The following is a 15,851-nucleotide window of genomic DNA, read 5'->3' on the forward strand; positions in this document are numbered from 1 at the left end:
TAACGGCTGGTGCAAGTGATCCGCCCCGGCCGTCCTCAGTGCCTGTTCTAAGGCTCTGTGGGCGCGGAATTGTTGCTGTCCGCGGGGGGCGCCTCGTCGGAGCCGGAGGATGTGGCCGCCCATACGCCGCCGCCGACCGCGGCGACCAGGACGAGCCCGGCCACCCCGAGCGTGATGCGTCTGCGGCGCGCGGACTGCCGGTTGCGGGCCGAGCCGGGGCGGGGCGATCCGTGGGCGCGGGGCGCGCGGGCCGTGCCGCGGGCGCCGCCGGCCAGTTCGTCCGGTGCCGGGACCCTCATCGACGTATGGGTGTCGCGGTTGGAGTCCTTGGGTGCGGAGCCGGGGATCAGGGAGACGGCGCCGCGGCGGGGCCGCTCCGGGGGCTCCTGCGGCGTCTCGGTCCGCTGCTCCGGCTCGTCGGGGGCGGGCTCCGTCTCCGGCTCGTCCACGTCGAGCGGGGGCAGACCCGTGAGCATCGGCTGCAGTTCGCGCAGGCGCGCGGCCAGCTCGGTGGCCCTGAGGCGGGAGGCCGGGGCCTTGGCGAGGCACTGGATGAGCAGCTGCCACAGCTCGTCGGGGATGCCGGGGAGCGGGACCACCGTCTCCGTGACGTGCCGGCGCAGGATGGCGCCGGGGTGGCCGCCCCCGAACGGCGTGAAGCCGGCGAGGAGTTCGTACAGAACCGTCGCGAGCGCGTAGATGTCGACGGCCGCGCGCGCGGGCAGACCCTCGATGACCTCGGGGGCGAGGTAGTCGGGCGTACCGATGATCTTCGTCGCTCGTGTGCGGCGCGGGGTGTCGATCAGCTTGGCGATGCCGAAGTCGGTGAGCAGCGCGGGGTGGGAGCCGCCGGGGCCGAGCTCGCCCTGCATGTCCAGGAGTACGTTCTCCGGCTTGACGTCGCGGTGCACGATGCCCGCGGCGTGCGCGGCGGCGAGGCCCTCGGCGATGTCCGCGGCGACGGCGACCGCGGCCTCGGGCGGCATCCGGCGCTCGCGGTCGAGCCGCGTGCGCAGGTCCGTGCCGCGTACGAGGTCCATGACGAGCGCCAGGTCGTTGCCGTCCACCACCAGGTCGCGCACGCCCACCACGCGCGCGTGGTCGAGGCTCAGCAGGGCGGTGCGCTCCTGGACGAAGCGGCCGACCAGTTCCTGGTCCGCGGCGAGGTCCTCGCGCAGCAGTTTGATGGCGACCGGACCCTCGGGTCCCTCGCCCAGCCACACCGTGCCCGCACTGCCGCGTCCCAGGATCTGGTGTGCGGTGTACCGGCTGCCGATCTTCCGTGCCAAGGCTGCTCCTACAGACGCGTGTTGGCGCCCAAGCTACGCGGCTCGGACGCCAACCTGCGCATCAGAGGGGGAATTCACCCGCTGGGTGTCGACAAATCTCCAACGTCACCGACCAGTTGCCCTTCGGCGGTCGATCGTGACGGCCCGTCAAGACGGACTAGGGTCTGTCGTTTGGATCAGGCCGGATCAGGGAGCGGGGGCCGGTGCGTGCGATCGCAAGGCGGAGGAGGGAGTCGACGCGGAGCGTCGGCGACCGACGACAACGCCGCGAGCGTGCGTGCCGGACCCCGCGAGCCCGGCCTGATCCAAACGACAGGCCCTAGTTGCCGGTTTTGCTCCCCAGATCGCCGATCCAGCCGGACACCGTGGAGAACCAGTCGGAGATCTGGGCCCAGTAGCCCTTGCCGGTGCCGATCCAGTCCTGGAGCGGGGTGAACTCCCAGACCAGCCAGCTGACCACGAAGAGCATCACGATCATGAACAGGCAGCCCTTGAGGCAGCCGAGACCCGGGATCCGCATCCGGTTGGGGCTGCGGCGGCGCGGCTCACGAGGCTCACGCGGCTCCTGTGCCGGGCGCGGGGCCTGGCGGGGCGGCGGCTGCTGCGGCGGCGCGTACTGCTGGGGCTGCTGCTGCGGCTGCCGCTGCGCGTACTGCTGCGGCTGGTGCTGCTGGGGTTGTTGCTGCGGCTGCTGCGGGCGCGCGACCTGGCGCTGCGGGCGACGGCGCAGCGGGTCCTCGTTCGGGGCGAGGTACTGGACCTGCGTCTGCTCGTTGCGGTCGCGGGCGGCGCGCAGCTGGTCGCCCCAGGCGTCGGGCATCTGCTGCGGCGGGCCCTGCGGCATCGGCGGCAGCACGGCCGTCGGGTCGGCCGCGTCGGCGTTCTGGCCGCCGCCCTGCTGGTTCATGACGCTGGTGGCCGCGTTCGGGTCGTACGCCGATGCCGCCGCTGCGCCGGCCGCCGCTCCTGCCGCGCTGGCGAGGCCCGCGGCCGCCGCGTTGTTCGGCAGCACCTGCGTCGGGTCCGCGTCCGAGGTGCCGGGGGTGCCCGGGACCTGGGCCGGGGTGGGGTCCGGCATCAGGAGCGCGCCGACGCCCTCGGCGGCGGCGATCTGCGCGCTGTTCGCGTGCACGCCGATGCCCTCGGCGACGGTGCGCAGGCCGCGCGCGAGGTTCTCCGCGCTGGGCCGCTCGTCCGGGTTCTTGCGCAGGCAGCGCTCGATGACCGTCCACAGCGGGTCAGGGACCGTCGACGGACGACGCGGTTCGGCGCTGAGGTGCTGGTGCAGGACTTCGAGCGCCGAGCCGCCGGAGAACGGGGGCCGGCCGGTCACCAGCTCGTACAGCAGGATGCCCGCGCCGTAGATGTCGACGGCGCTGGTCTGCGGGCGGCCCTCGGCGGACTCCGGCGCCACGTAGGCGGGCGTGCCGACGAACTCGTGGGTGCGGGTCAGGCCCGGGGAGTCGGCGAGGCGGGCGATGCCGAAGTCGGTGAGCATCGGGTACATCTCAGCGCCGCCGTCGGGGTCCCACTTGAGCAGGACGTTCGCCGGCTTGAGGTCGCGGTGCACCACGCCGTCCGCGTGCGACGCGGCGAGCGCGTCGGCGATCTGGGCCGTGAGCAGCGCGGCGCCGACCGGCGAGAACGGTCCGTTCTCACGCAGGTAGCGGTGCAGGTCCGGGCCCTCGACGAGGTCCATGACGAGGGCGAGCAGCTCGCCCTCGACGACCAGGTCGCGGGTCCGCACGATGTTCGGGTGGGTGAGCCGCAGCAGGACGGAGCGCTCCCTGAGGAAGCGCATCACCACGTCCGCGTCGTTGGCGAGCTCTTCCTTGAGGACCTTGATCGCGACGGTCTCGCCGGGCTGCCCGGCGACGGCCGCCTCCGCGCCCGCCGTCTCGCGCTGGCGGGCTCGCCAGACGGTGCCCGTGGCGCCGCGTCCGAGCGGCTCCTCGAGCAGGTACTTGCTGCCTACCGGCCGCACGTCATGCGCTCCCTGCATCGGTACTTGCTTGGGTCACCTGGTTCCGGGTGTTCCGACCCACTCTAGTGGCGGATTCTCCGGTACCCACTGTCGATCTTCTGTGGCTTTCGGTTCGGTCCCGCACCGGCCGCTCCACTCGTGTACGGCCCCGGCACCTACCCGTGTTCGACGGAAAGACGCACGGCTGGGGCCGTTGGTTGCCGAGGGATGACGTGACCGATCTCAAGCAGGCAACGAGCAGGCACTTTTACGGGCAGAGCCGACCAATCAAGATCACTTACGGGTGGCTGGCGGGCGTGTTGTCAGCGGCAAGTGCAAGGATGCCTCCAGCACTGGCTGACGTGCCCGTGGCGGTGGGGGGAATCTGCGGTGGGGGACCGCGGGGCAGCCCCTCTGTTTCCGGGCGCCCGCGCAGAAGGGACCGCAGGCGGCGATGCAGATCCGGCTTACCGTCGTAGACCCCCTGGGCACGCGCCCCGACATGCTCGCACGTGGTGACGACACACTCGCGCGCGGTGTTGACGTACTGGTCACGGCCCCCGCGGGCACGGCGCTCGCCGCGGTCGTCTCCGGCCTGGCCACGGCCGTCGCGGGCGGCGAGGCGGGGTCCACGACCTTGTACGCGGGCACGGAGCGGCTCGACGCTCAGCGCTGCGTCATAGGTGAACCCCCACTGATCGACGGCGCGGTGATCGCGCTCGGCGCCCCCGTGGACCCGGGCCCCGAGCCGGACGACGCGGCGGCCCAGCTCCATGTGGTGGCGGGTCCCGACGCCGGCGGCGTCCACCTGCTGCACGGCGGGCAGATCCGCGTCGGCCGCTCCGCCGACGCGGACGTCTCCCTCGACGACCCGGACGTCTCCCGTCTGCACTGCGCGGTGACGCTCGGCGACGACGGCCGGATCTCCGTGGAGGACCTGGAGTCGACGAACGGGACGTCGGTGGACGGCCGCGCCCTCGACTCCCGCCCCGTCCGCCTGTCCCCCGGTTCGCTGGTGCGCCTCGGCGAATCGGCGCTGCGGGTCTCCGTCGCGGGCGACGCCGCCCGCCCCCGGCCGCTGGGAACGGCGCCGGACGGCGAGGGACACGTACGGGTGCTGTTCGCCGAGAAGCCGGTGGACGCGCCCGCGCAGGTCGCTGCCACCGACCCCGAGCAGGAGACCCGGCACGCGTACGGGGACTCCGCCTGGGGCGCGGCGAGCGATGCCGCTCAAGGGGGCGCGCGGTCACTGGTGCCCGAGCCGGAGGCGGACGAAGAGGCGGACGACACGCGCGTGGGCACTCCCGCGCGCGGCACCTCGCTGCCACGCGCCCCGCGCAAGCGCGGCGGGCTCTCCCGGCTGCTGCGCCGCGGCAAACGCGACGAGCACGACGGCTACGACATGGACGACCAGCAGCACGAGATCCACGAGCCGCACGTGCTGCGGACCCCACAGCGCTCCGAGCCCGTCGCCGACCCGGCCGCACCCGCTGCGGCCCCCGCGTACGAGGAGGAGCCCAGGCCCCTCGCCGGCGCCGCCGAGACGTGGCCCGACGCGGCCGCGCTGCTGCTCACCGCGCTCGGCCCCGGGCCGCGGCTGTGGGAGCGCGGTCCCGGCCACGCGGAGGCGCTCGCGGTGCGGCTCGGCAGCGTCGACCGGCCGGGCCCCGGCGGGGTGGGGCTGCTGCCCGCGGTGCCGGTGACCGTGGGCCTCGCCGAGGCCGGAGCGTTGGGGCTCGCGGGGCCGCGCGCGCGGCTCGCGGGTCTGGCGCGCTGCGCCGTCGCCCAGCTCACGACGCTGCACGCGCCGGAGCGCCTTGAACTCGTGCTGATCTCGACCGACCGGGCGCGCTCCCTGGAGGAGCGGGTCGCCGACTGGTCCTGGCTCGGCTGGCTGCCCCAGGTGCGGCCCGCCCACGGCCAGGACTGCCGGCTGCTGCTCGCCTACGACCGGGAGCAGGCGGCGGCCCGTACGAACGAGCTGCTGCGCCGCCTCGACGACCACGCGGCGGGGCTCAGGCCCTCGGCGCAGGCGCCCGACGAGCCCGTCGCCGCCACGGTCGTCGTGGTCGACGGCGACCCCGGAAGCGCCTCGCTGCGGGAGGCCACGGTGCGGCTCGCCGCCGAAGGGGCCGCGGCCGGGATCCACGTCGTGTGCCTCGCCGAGGCGCCCGCCGCATCGCCCGCCTCCCCGGCCACACAGAGCTACGAGGCGGCGTGCGCGGAGAGCCCGGCGTTCCGCGCGTGCGGGGCCGTGGCGCTGCTCAGCGGTGATGTGGCGACGACGCTGCGGTTGCACCGGGCGGCGCAGGGACAGCTCGTCGGGCACGGCACGGTCGGCACGGCCGACGCGGTGTCGCTCGCCTGGGCGGAGCGGTTCGCGCGGGCGCTCGCCCCGCTGCGCACGGACGCGGTGGGCGGTTCCGGCGACCGGCCGGGCTCGCGCGTGTCGGCGCCGCTGCCTCAAACCTCCCGGCTCCTCGACGAGTTGGGGCTCGCGCGTGCCACCCCGGCGTCCCTCATGGCGCGTTGGGCGGCGGCCGGGGACGATCCGGACTCGCTCGGCGGTCGGGTGTGGGCGGTGCTCGGGGCCGGGCCCCGCGGCCCGTTGACCGTGGACCTGGCCGCCGAAGGGCCGCATCTGCTGGTCGAGGGGCCCGCGGGCAGTGGCCGTACGGAGCTGCTGCGTTCGGTCGCCGCGTCGCTCGCCGCGGCCGAGCGTCCCGACCGGCTCGGGATGGTGCTGGTCGACGGGACGTCGGGCGGGGAGCGCGCGGAGGGGCTGCGGGTCTGCACGGACCTGCCGCACGTCACGACGCATCTCGCCGCCAACGACCCCGTACGGATGCGGGAGTTCGCCCAGGCGCTGAGCACCGAGCTGAAGCGGCGGGCCGAGCTCATAGGGCGTACGCACTTCTCGGAGTGGCACACGCAGCGGGCCGTGTCGGGGCGGGTCGTGTCGCAGCGCGGCGCGCCGTCCGCCGAGAGCGCCGGGGACGTTGACGTGCCGTCGAGTTCGACGATGCGGCTCCGTCCCGGTGCCACGCGGGAGCGGGCTGAGGCCGGGCCTCCGCTGCCGCGGCTCGTGGTGGTCGTGGACGACCTGGACGCGCTGCTCTCGCCGCCGCTCGGTTCGCCGGGGCGGCCGGCCGCCGGGTCGGTCGTTCGCGCCCTGGAGGCAGTGGTGCGGGACGGGGAGCGGCTCGGGGTGCACCTCGTCGCCGCGTTCGCCTCCGGCGGGGCCGGAGGGTGGGTGGCCCGGCCGCGGGTCGTGCTCGACGCACCGGGGACCGGGAGCGAGGATCCGGCGCCGGGGCGCGGGGTGTTGCACGGGGCGGACGGGCGTGACGTGGAGGTGCAGGCGGGTCGGGTGACCGGGCGCATCCCCCGTACGGCGACGCAGCGGCCCACCGTGGTGGCGCTCGAGTGGGCCCGCATGGGCGACCCCCCGGACCGCCGCCCGGTCCGCGAACTGGGCAACGGCCCCACGGACCTGGCCCTCCTCGCCAGCGCCCTGGAACGCGCGGCCCGATCCGTCTCGGCAACCGAGGTCCCGTCGCTCCTGTGACCTGCGCCGGGGGCGGGGCGGGCACACCGTGGTCAACGCCCCCGTCATCGGTGCGCGGCACCGGGGGCCGCCTTGCCCACCCTGCCGCCCAAGGCGGCAGATTGCCCAAGGCGACGGCAATTCAAGCCCCTCCGGCGATTGAGGAGCGGGGTATGGGGCAGCGCCCCAATCTTTCGAGCCCGCCACTCAACCGCCGCAGGGACTCGGAGAGTTGACGCATCACGACCCCGTCACGATCACCCGGTTTACAGCACGGGCACCCTTGCCGGTTCTCCCTGGCCGGGCGTAGACCAGTGCGCACGGGACAGCGCTCAGTACGTACGTTCAGCGTTCAGGACGAGAACGGGGCAGTGATGGGCAGCACTCGCAACACTTTTCGTACACGCACACCCAGCACCCGCAGGACCCGCGGCACCCACACCTTCCGCACGACCCTCGTGGGCATCGCCATCGGTTCCCTCGCGCTCACCCTCACCGCCTGTGGAGGCGATGACGACAACGGCACGTCCGACGGGAGCGGCGACAAGACGCCCGCGTCCTCGGTCAAGCTGCCGAAGCTGAACGGCAAGTCGGTGGAGATAGCCGCCGTCTGGACCGGCGACGAGCAGAAGAACTTCAAGCAGGTGCTCACGGAGTTCGAGAAGCGGACGGGCGCCAAGGTCACCTTCGTCCCCGCCCAGGACCCGATCATCAACTTCCTCGGTTCGAAGGTGGCCGGCGGCGCCCCGCCGGACGTCGCGATGCTGCCGCAGCCCGGCGCCATCAAGCAGGCCGTCGACAAGAAGTGGGCCAAACCGCTGGGCAAGGACGCCGAGGCACAGCTCGCCAAGAACTACTCCCAGGGCTGGCAGGACCTCGGCAAGGTCGACGGCAAGCAGTACGGCGCGTACTACAAGGCGGCCAACAAGTCCCTGGTCTGGTACAACACCAAGGTCTTCGAGAACGCGGCCGCCAAGGAGCCGAAGACCTGGAAGGAACTGCTCTCCACCTCGCAGGCGATCTACGACTCCGGCGTCACGCCGTTCTCCGTCGGCGGGGCCGACGGCTGGCCGCTGACCGACTGGTTCGAGAACATCTATCTGTCGCAGGCGGGCCCCGAGAAGTACGACCAGCTCGCCAAGCACGAGATCAAGTGGACCGACCCGTCCGTGAAGGACGCGCTCACCACGCTCGCCCAGCTGTGGGGCAAGAAGGACTTCCTCGCCGGCGGCAACAAGGGGGCCGTGCAGACCGAGTTCACGAAGTCGGTCGAGCAGACCTTCACCGGCGGCGACCAGCCCAAGGGCGCCATGGTCTACGAGGGCGACTTCGCGCAGGTGAACATCCAGCAGACCAAGGCGAAGGTCGGCACGGACGCGAAGGTGTTCCCGTTCCCCGCGGTCGGCTCCGGTGACAAGCCGGTGGTCAGTGGCGGTGACGCCGCGGTGATCCTGAAGGACTCCGAGGCGGCGCAGGCGCTGGTGACATGGCTGGCCTCGCCGGAGGCGGCGACCATCCAGGCCAAGCTGGGCGGCTACCTCTCCCCCAACAAGAACGTGGACCTCGCCTCGTACCCGAACGCGGTGCAGCGCGAGATCGCCAAGGCGCTCGTGGGGGCCGGCGACGACTTCCGCTTCGACATGTCGGACCAGATGCCGCAGGCCTTCGGCGGTACGCCCGGCAAGGGCGAGTGGAAGGCGCTGCAGGACTTCCTGATGAACCCCAAGGACATCGCGGGCGCCCAGAAGGCCCTGGAGGCCGAAGCGGCCAAGGCGTTCAAGGACTGACGCGGCGATGACATCCGCCACCGGCGGCGGCACCCCGGATCCCGGGGCTGCCGCCGCGACGCCACCGCGCAAACACAAGAGCGTCACCGGCACCCGCAAGTCCGTCGCCGGGCTCTTCCTGCTGCCCTCGCTGATCCTGCTCGGCGCTCTCGTCGTGTACCCGATCGGCTACTCGCTCTTCCGCAGCTTCTTCGACGACTCGGGCGGCTCGTTCATCGGGTTCGACAACTACGAGACGCTGTTCACGCGCGAGGACACCAAGGCCGCGATCAACAACAACATCTGGTGGGTGGTGCTGGCCCCGACGGTCGCCACGGCGCTCGGCCTGATCTTCGCCGTGCTCACCGAGCGGATCCGCTGGGCCACCGCGTTCAAGCTGGTGGTCTTCATGCCGATGGCCATCTCGATGCTGGCCGCGGGCATCATCTTCCGGCTCGTCTACGACCAGGACCCGGAGAAGGGCGCGGTGAACGCGGTCGTGGTCGGGGTGCACGACACGTTCGCCGACTCCTCCGCGTTCCCGAAGGCGCATCCGCGCGGGAACGGCACGCTCGAAGGGAAGAGCGGCGGCCCGTTCCTCACCAAGGAACCGGTGCGGGCCGGAACTCCCGTGCTGCTGCCGCTCGTCGGCGTCGCCGCCGACCAGATGCCCGAGGGCGCCAAACCCGCGAAGGAGCCCGCCGCCGGGAAGGCCGGGGTCACCGGCACGGTGTGGCAGGACTTCACCCTCGGCAAGGGCGCGGGCGGCATCAACAAGGTCGACGCGACCGAGGTCGGCTACCCCGGCATGCGCGTCGAGGCCGTCAAGGACGGCAAGGTCGTGGCCAGCGCGTCGGCCGCCGCAAACGGCACCTTCGCGCTTCCCGCCGCGGCCGACGGCGCCCAACTCCGGCTGCCCGCGGCGAACTTCAAGGAGCCGTACAACGGCGCCGACTGGCTCGGCGACAAGAAGTTCTTCACGATCCACCTCGGCGGATTCGAGCTGTACCTCAACATCGTGACGACCTCGATCATGGTCGCGTACGTATGGATGTGGGCCGGGTTCGCGATGGTGCTCATCGGGGCGGGTCTGGCCAGCATTCCCCGCGAACTCCTCGAAGCCGCCCGCGTGGACGGCGCCTCCGAGTGGCAGGTGTTCCGCCGGGTCACGGTGCCGCTCCTGGCGCCCGTGCTCGCGGTCGTCCTCGTCACGCTGATGATCAACGTACTGAAGATCTTCGACCTGATCTTCATCATCGCGCCGGGATCCTCTCAGGACGACGCCAACGTGCTGGCCCTGCAGCTGTACAGCTCGGCGTTCAGCGAGGGCAACGAGGGCCTGGCCAGTGCGATCGCGGTGCTGCTCCTGCTGCTCGTGATCCCGGTGATGTGGTTCAACATGCGCAGGCTCAGGCAGGAGACACGGCGATGACGACCCTCGGCGAGACCGTCAAGGCCAAGCGCTCGCTCGCCGGCCGGATCGGCGACAAGCTCAGCGGCGGGTTCATCCAGTTCGTGCTGCTGCTGATCGGCGCGCTGTGGCTGGTGCCCACGATCGGCCTGCTGTTCTCCTCGCTGCGTTCGCCCGAGGACATGGCGGACAGCGGCTGGTGGACGGTGTTCAGCAAGCCGGCGCAGCTGACCTTCGAGAGCTACAGCAGCCTCCTGGAGAACTCGGACATCACGCGTTCCCTGGTCAACACGGCCCTGATCACGGTGCCCGCGACCCTGCTCGTGATCGTGGTCGGCTCGCTGGCCGGCTATGCGTTCGCGTGGATGGAGTTCCCGGGCCGCGACTGGTGGTTCCTGATCGTGGTCGGGCTGCTCGTGGTTCCCGTGCAGGTCGCGCTCGTGCCGATCGCCCGCCTCTTCGGCGACATCGGCATCTTCGGCTCGATCTTCGGCGTGATCCTCTTCCATGTCGGGTTCGGGCTGCCGTTCGCGGTGTTCCTGCTGCGGAACTTCTTCGCGGAGATCCCGCGCGAACTCCTGGAGGCGGCCCGCCTGGACGGCTCGGGTGAACTGCGCCTGTTCCTACGGGTCGTGCTGCCGCTCGGCGCTCCGGCGATCGCCTCGCTCGGCATCTTCCAGTTCCTGTGGGTGTGGAACGACATGCTGGTCGCGCTCATCTTCACGGACACCGACAGCCAGCCGATCACGGTCGCGCTGCAGACCCAGGTACGGCAGTTCGGCAACAACATCGATGTGCTCGGCCCCGGCGCGTTCATCTCGATGGTCGTCCCGCTGGCCGTGTTCTTCGCGTTCCAACGTCAGTTCGTGTCCGGCGTGATGGCGGGCGCCGTGAAGTAAACCGGGATTTGTCGAGCGAGAAGGCCTTTCGTTCCCTCCCGGCCACTGCGCGGACACCCCGGGCACCTACCCAGAGCTGATGGCCTCCCGGGGCCGGCCGACGAGCGCGTCGTCCGCCGGCCCCGCACCCACGTCATCCGTACTGGAGCTGACATGCAGCACGAGTCCCACACCGCGCCCGCCGAACTGCCCCGCCCGGCCGCGCTCGACGACGTCAAAGGCTGGTTCCACAACATCGACCAGGTGCTCTTCGACTGGTTCCTGAGCCGGCAGCGCGCGCTCGGCCAGGGCGGGGATCTCCTCGAACTCGGCGTCTACCTGGGCAAGAGCGCCATCTTCATGGGGCAGTACCTGGAGGAGAAGGAGACCTTCACGGTCTGCGACCTGTTCGACTCGCCCGCCGGCGACCTGGCGAACGACAAGGAGATGAACAAGTCCTACAGCAGCCTCACGCGCACCGCCTTCGAGGCCAACTACCAAGCGTTCCATGACGAGTTGCCCGAGGTGGTGCAGGGCCCCTCGCACGTGATCACGTCCCTTGTCGCCCCCGACAGCTGCCGCTTCGTGCATGTCGACGCCTCGCATCTGTACGAGCACGTGCACGGCGACATCGAGGCGTCCCGCGAGCTCCTCGGCGAGGACGGCATCGTCGTGCTCGACGACTTCCGCGCCGAGCACTGTCCGGGCGTCGCGGCCGCGACGTGGGGCACCGTCGCCACAACGGGGCTGAAGCCGCTGTGCATCACGGCGACCAAGTTCTACGGGACGTGGGGCTCGTTCGAGCCGGTGCGCACCGAGCTGGGCGCGATGCTCGCGGGGCGCAAGGACTTCTGGCACGGCGCGGAGGAGGTCGCCGGGCACTCGATGATCCGCATCGACGGCAAGAAGGCGAAGCGCCCGGCGCAGCCGGTGTCGCGCTACGAGTCGACGGCGCCGGCCGTGCCGACGCAGGGCCCGCGCCCGAAGGGCCTGCTGCGCTCCCTGCTCGGCCGCTGACGGTCTAGGGCCTTTCTGCCGGATCCTGCTGGAGTCGCGGACCCCGGCCCCGCCCTTCGTGGACCGTGCCCCTCACCCGCACGGCCCACGAAAGGCGGGGCGGGCCGCTCCGGCGGGGCACGCATGCCCCATGCCGTACATGACGACCACCGCACTCGCCCGGGGAGCGGCGCGCGGCGCGACGGCGCTGCGCGGCGGCCACTTCTGGCGCCCGACCCCGTTCTTCGTCTTCGGTGGCCTGTTCTGGCTGCTGCTGACACTCGCGTACTGGTGGGTGCCGATGGCGTACGACTACGGGCTGCACGCGGCGGTGATCGAACGCCTGAAGGTGAGCCTGCTGCATCCGCGCCACCCGCTGGTCGACCTGCCGGGCGCGGGCAACCCGTACGTCTCCTCCCCGTACGCGATGGCGGAGGGCGCCTTCGCGCGGGCGACGGGCCTGACGGGCTGGGAGGTCATGAAGCTCGCGGGCCCCGCCAACCTGCTGGTTCTACTGACGGGCCTGAACCGCTTCGTCCGGGCGCTCACATCACGCCAATGGGCCCCGGTCCTGGCCCTGTTGACGCTGACACTCCTCTGGGGGACGAGCACGGACTGGCGGACCGAACCGCTCGCGCTGCGCTCCCTGATGATCGACCTCGGCTACCCGTCGACGTTCGCGATCGGGCTCGCCCTGTGGGTGTGGGCGGGCGCGTGGCGACTGCGGCGGGAGGGCGCGCGCTGGGCCGTGGCGGGGGTCGCGGCGGTGGGCCTCGTGTGGCTGTGGCCGGACGCGGACCCCGCACCACCGCACGTCCCGTGGCTCGCGCTGATCGGCCTCCCGCCGCTGTGGCTGCGGCTGCGCCGCGACCGCAAGGACCCGCTCGCACTGCTGTGCGCGGCGGGCGTCGCGGCCCTCGCGTACGCCGCACTGGCCCACCCCTCCGCGTACGGCGCGGCCATGGTCCTCACGGTGGTGCCGCTCCAGCTCGCCCTGGCGATCGCCCTCGCGGCGCCCCGCCCCTGGCCACGGCGGCGCCGGGCGCTCGGCGCGCTGGCGGCGACGGGCGCGGCGCTCGGCTTCCTGGTCACGGCAATCGACCCGCCGCCGAGCTGGCCCGCGTACACCTGGGCGGCGCAGCACATTCCACCCGGCGACACGGTCCTCACCAGCGGCTACCGTCCGGTCCGCGCGCTGCCGGGCTACGGGCCGACGCTGGTCGCGCCCGCCCGCCCCGACCCGGTCGTCGACAGGGCCGACTGGGACCGGCGCCGGGCGGCGGTGCGCGCCTACCTCTCCCCCACGTCCACCCGCGCGGAACGGGAGGCCGTCGCCGACCGCTACCGCGTCCGCTGGCTGCTGCTCGACCGGGGCGAGCGGCTGCCGCCGGAGGCGGTCCTGGTGGCGTGGAGCCCACAGACGGGCGAGGCGCTCGCGCGGGTCAACGGGGGTACGCCGCGGACCGGTTGAGGCCTACTCGACGACGAGCTGCACGTCGATGTTGCCGCGGGTCGCGTTCGAGTACGGGCACACCTGGTGCGCCTGCTCGACCAGCTTGCGGCCGGTCTCGGCGTCGACCGACTCGGGCAGCTCGACACGGAGCACGACGGCGAGCCCGAAGCCCTCGCCCTGCTTGCCGATGGAGACCTCGGCGGTGACGGCGACGTCGGCGACGTCCACCTTGGCGCTCCGGCCGACGAGCCCGAGCGCGCTGCCGAAGCAGGCCGCGTAACCGGCGGCGAAGAGCTGCTCCGGGTTGGAGCCCTGACCGTTGCCGCCCATCTCCGTCGGGATGCCGAGCTGAAGGTCGATCACGCCGTCCGAGGAGACGGCACGCCCGTCGCGGCCGTGGGTGGCGGTGGCGACGGCGGTGTAGATGGCGTCCATGGGAGGACCTGCCTCTCGTTTCCGTGAATCTCTTCGCGACTGTCTTCGTACTCCACTAATAGAGCACACAATTCAATTGCACACAACTCAATCGCGCGAGCGCTACCCTGGATGCATGGCCACGCCCAGCACTCCCAGTACTCCCAGCACCGACGAGTTCCTCCGGCTCGACCGCCAGATCTGCTTCTCGCTCAACGCGGCGTCGCGCGCCTTCGGCGGCATCTACCGGGCGCTGCTCAAGGACCTGGGCCTCACCTATCCGCAGTACCTGGTCATGCTGGTGCTCTGGGAGACCGCCCCCGAGGAGGGCCCGATCCCGGTCAAGCGCCTCGGCGAACGCCTCCGCCTCGACTCCGGCACCCTCTCCCCGCTCCTCAAGCGCCTGGAGGCGAACGGCCTCGTCCACCGCGAACGCAGCGCCACGGACGAACGCTCGGTGACCATCGCCCTCACGCCCTCCGGCGCGGCCCTGAAGGAAAACGCGGCCGAGGTCCCCCGCAAAATCGCCGCCGCAACAGGCTTCGACCTCCAGGAAATCGAATCCCTCCGCTCCCAACTCGACCGCCTGACAACCGCACTGGACAACGCGACCCTCTAGCGCCGCGGCATTATCAAGCCCCTGCGGCGATTGAGCAGCGGGGTCCGGGGCAGAGCCCCGTGACGTGGCCCCCGTCGCGGCGCCACAACACCGGAACCTGGGGAACCCGCCCCCCGAACCCTCCGCCCAAGCTGCGCGGCCTCCCCCGCAAGGCCCACCCCCACCGCAATCGCCAACGTCACCGCCGCCGCATGCACAAGCCCCCCGACCCCTGTCGTGGTCCGCCCGGAGGCAAGCGCGGCCAACGCCACGTACAACGCACTGCCCGGCAGCAACGGCGCGATTCCAGGAACGACGAGCGGCAGCGCCGACTCCCGCCTCCGCCGGGCCACGGCATGCGCGGCGCACCCGACCCCGGCCGCCACCACCGCCGTACCGACGAGCGAGGGAAGCCCGAGGACCGCGAACTCGGCCGCCACCACGAACCCGACGAGCCCGAGCAGCGCCGCGGGCAACCAGTCCCGCCGCGGCGTCCGCGCCCGCGCCGCCACGGCCATCGAGAACACGGCGGCGCCCACGACGGGCGCCCCCAGATACTCGGCCCGTTCCGCCGTCGGCACGACCGGCGCCTCGAACCCGACGAGCCGCCCCACACCGAGCACGGCCACCACGCCGGTGACCACCGCGGCGAACACCAGCATCGCGTCGAAGAGCCGCCCGAGCGCGGTCAGATAGTGCCCGGTGAGCGCGTCCTGCACGGCGCTGACGAAGGTGACGGTCGGCAGCAGCCCCAGCACCCCGGCGACCACGACGGACTGCACGGTCGTCGGCGGCGCACTGTGACTGATCGCGACGGCCAGCACGGCGGTCGGCATCGCGGCGACGGCCGACCGGTAGAACGCGGGCACGCCATGGCGCCCCAACCAGCCGCTCAGCAGCGCACCCAGCAGCCCGGCGAAGAACGCGCACACCGACGCGAGCGCGCCACCACCGAAAGCTATACCACCGCCCGCGGCCACGAACCCGGTCTGCACCGGCACGCGCCACACCGCCCACCTCCCCCGCTCCGCCGGCGCGTCGAGGATCCGCGCGATCGCGGCCCGCGCCTCGTCGAGCCCGAGCTGCCCGGCGCTGATCCGCTCGACGAGGGCGTGGATGCGCCCCAACGTACGGAAGTCGGTGGCGTGCCTACGGATCACCCGGTTCGCGTGCAGCGGCGTGAGTTCACCGGGCGCGTGCGCGGACAGCGACACGGAGGCGAGCGTGACACTCGGCTCGCAGTAGCTGAGCCCGTACGTCTCGGCGACGACGAGCATCCCGGCGACCGCCTCCTCGGCGGAGGCCCCGTACGACAGGAGCGCCTCCCCGAGCCGCGTCGCGAGCTCGGCGACGCGCGCGCCGTAGGCCTCCATGTCGGCCCGCCCGTCGTCGTGCAGCAGCTCGCCGCCGTACCCGTAACTTCTGATCGGCTCGATGCCGCGCAGCCGGGGCAGCGCTTTGGTCAGCCAGGGGTCGGCGCGGTCGAAGGTGGCGGCGGGGCGGGTCCTCGAAGGCATACAAATGGAGCGTAACGGA

11 protein-coding genes are annotated in these 15,851 nt (G+C 72.3%); 7 read left to right on the forward strand and 4 right to left on the reverse strand.

Annotated features, from left to right (window positions below):
• Positions 1-47: 47 nt before the first annotated feature.
• On the reverse strand, positions 48-1,289 hold the full coding sequence (locus OHA73_RS18130; RefSeq protein ID WP_267070254.1) for a serine/threonine-protein kinase: 1,242 nt from the start codon (positions 1,287-1,289) through the stop codon (positions 48-50).
• A gap of 319 nt (positions 1,290-1,608) precedes the next feature.
• Positions 1,609-3,273 (reverse strand): serine/threonine-protein kinase, encoded by a 1,665-nt coding sequence (locus OHA73_RS18135; protein WP_327655549.1) that lies wholly within the window; start codon positions 3,271-3,273, stop codon positions 1,609-1,611.
• A 433-nt stretch (positions 3,274-3,706) separates the two neighbouring features.
• On the opposite strand from OHA73_RS18135, the gene OHA73_RS18140 reads away from it, so the two are divergent.
• The 6 genes from OHA73_RS18140 to OHA73_RS18165 all read left to right on the forward strand — a co-directional run bounded on the left by OHA73_RS18140 (position 3,707) and on the right by OHA73_RS18165 (position 13,321).
• Positions 3,707-6,820, forward strand: a complete 3,114-nt coding sequence (locus OHA73_RS18140; protein ID WP_267070252.1) for an FHA domain-containing protein — start codon at positions 3,707-3,709, stop codon at positions 6,818-6,820.
• A 353-nt stretch (positions 6,821-7,173) separates the two neighbouring features.
• Complete coding sequence (locus OHA73_RS18145; RefSeq protein ID WP_327655550.1) at positions 7,174-8,586, forward strand: ABC transporter substrate-binding protein; 1,413 nt, start codon at positions 7,174-7,176, stop codon at positions 8,584-8,586.
• Between the two features lie 7 nt (positions 8,587-8,593).
• A complete protein-coding gene (locus OHA73_RS18150) occupies positions 8,594-9,997 on the forward strand; it encodes a carbohydrate ABC transporter permease (RefSeq protein ID WP_266710892.1) in 1,404 nt (467 codons plus the stop codon).
• Positions 9,994-10,875: a carbohydrate ABC transporter permease gene (locus OHA73_RS18155; RefSeq protein WP_266710893.1), complete on the forward strand. Its 882-nt coding sequence runs from the start codon at positions 9,994-9,996 to the stop codon at positions 10,873-10,875. Before OHA73_RS18150 ends, OHA73_RS18155 begins: the two co-directional genes overlap by 4 nt.
• A gap of 153 nt (positions 10,876-11,028) precedes the next feature.
• Complete coding sequence (locus OHA73_RS18160) at positions 11,029-11,871, forward strand: class I SAM-dependent methyltransferase (RefSeq protein ID WP_327655551.1); 843 nt, start codon at positions 11,029-11,031, stop codon at positions 11,869-11,871.
• Positions 11,872-12,010: 139 nt separating this feature from the next.
• Positions 12,011-13,321, forward strand: a complete 1,311-nt coding sequence (locus tag OHA73_RS18165; protein WP_327655552.1) for a hypothetical protein — start codon at positions 12,011-12,013, stop codon at positions 13,319-13,321.
• 3 nt (positions 13,322-13,324) lie between these two features.
• On the opposite strand, the gene OHA73_RS18170 is transcribed toward OHA73_RS18165, so the two are convergent.
• Complete coding sequence (locus OHA73_RS18170) at positions 13,325-13,738, reverse strand: organic hydroperoxide resistance protein (RefSeq protein ID WP_327655553.1); 414 nt, start codon at positions 13,736-13,738, stop codon at positions 13,325-13,327.
• Positions 13,739-13,853: 115 nt separating this feature from the next.
• On the opposite strand from OHA73_RS18170, the gene OHA73_RS18175 reads away from it, so the two are divergent.
• A complete protein-coding gene (locus OHA73_RS18175; protein WP_327655554.1) occupies positions 13,854-14,336 on the forward strand; it encodes a MarR family winged helix-turn-helix transcriptional regulator in 483 nt (160 codons plus the stop codon).
• Here OHA73_RS18175 and OHA73_RS18180 read toward each other — a convergent pair.
• Positions 14,333-15,832: a threonine/serine ThrE exporter family protein gene (locus OHA73_RS18180; RefSeq protein ID WP_267070248.1), complete on the reverse strand. Its 1,500-nt coding sequence runs from the start codon at positions 15,830-15,832 to the stop codon at positions 14,333-14,335. The genes OHA73_RS18175 and OHA73_RS18180 overlap by 4 nt on opposite strands.
• Between the last annotated feature and the right edge of the window lie 19 nt (positions 15,833-15,851).

The sequence above is a fragment of the Streptomyces sp. NBC_00483 genome (assembly GCF_036013745.1).
Taxonomy (GTDB): Bacteria; Actinomycetota; Actinomycetes; order Streptomycetales; family Streptomycetaceae; genus Streptomyces.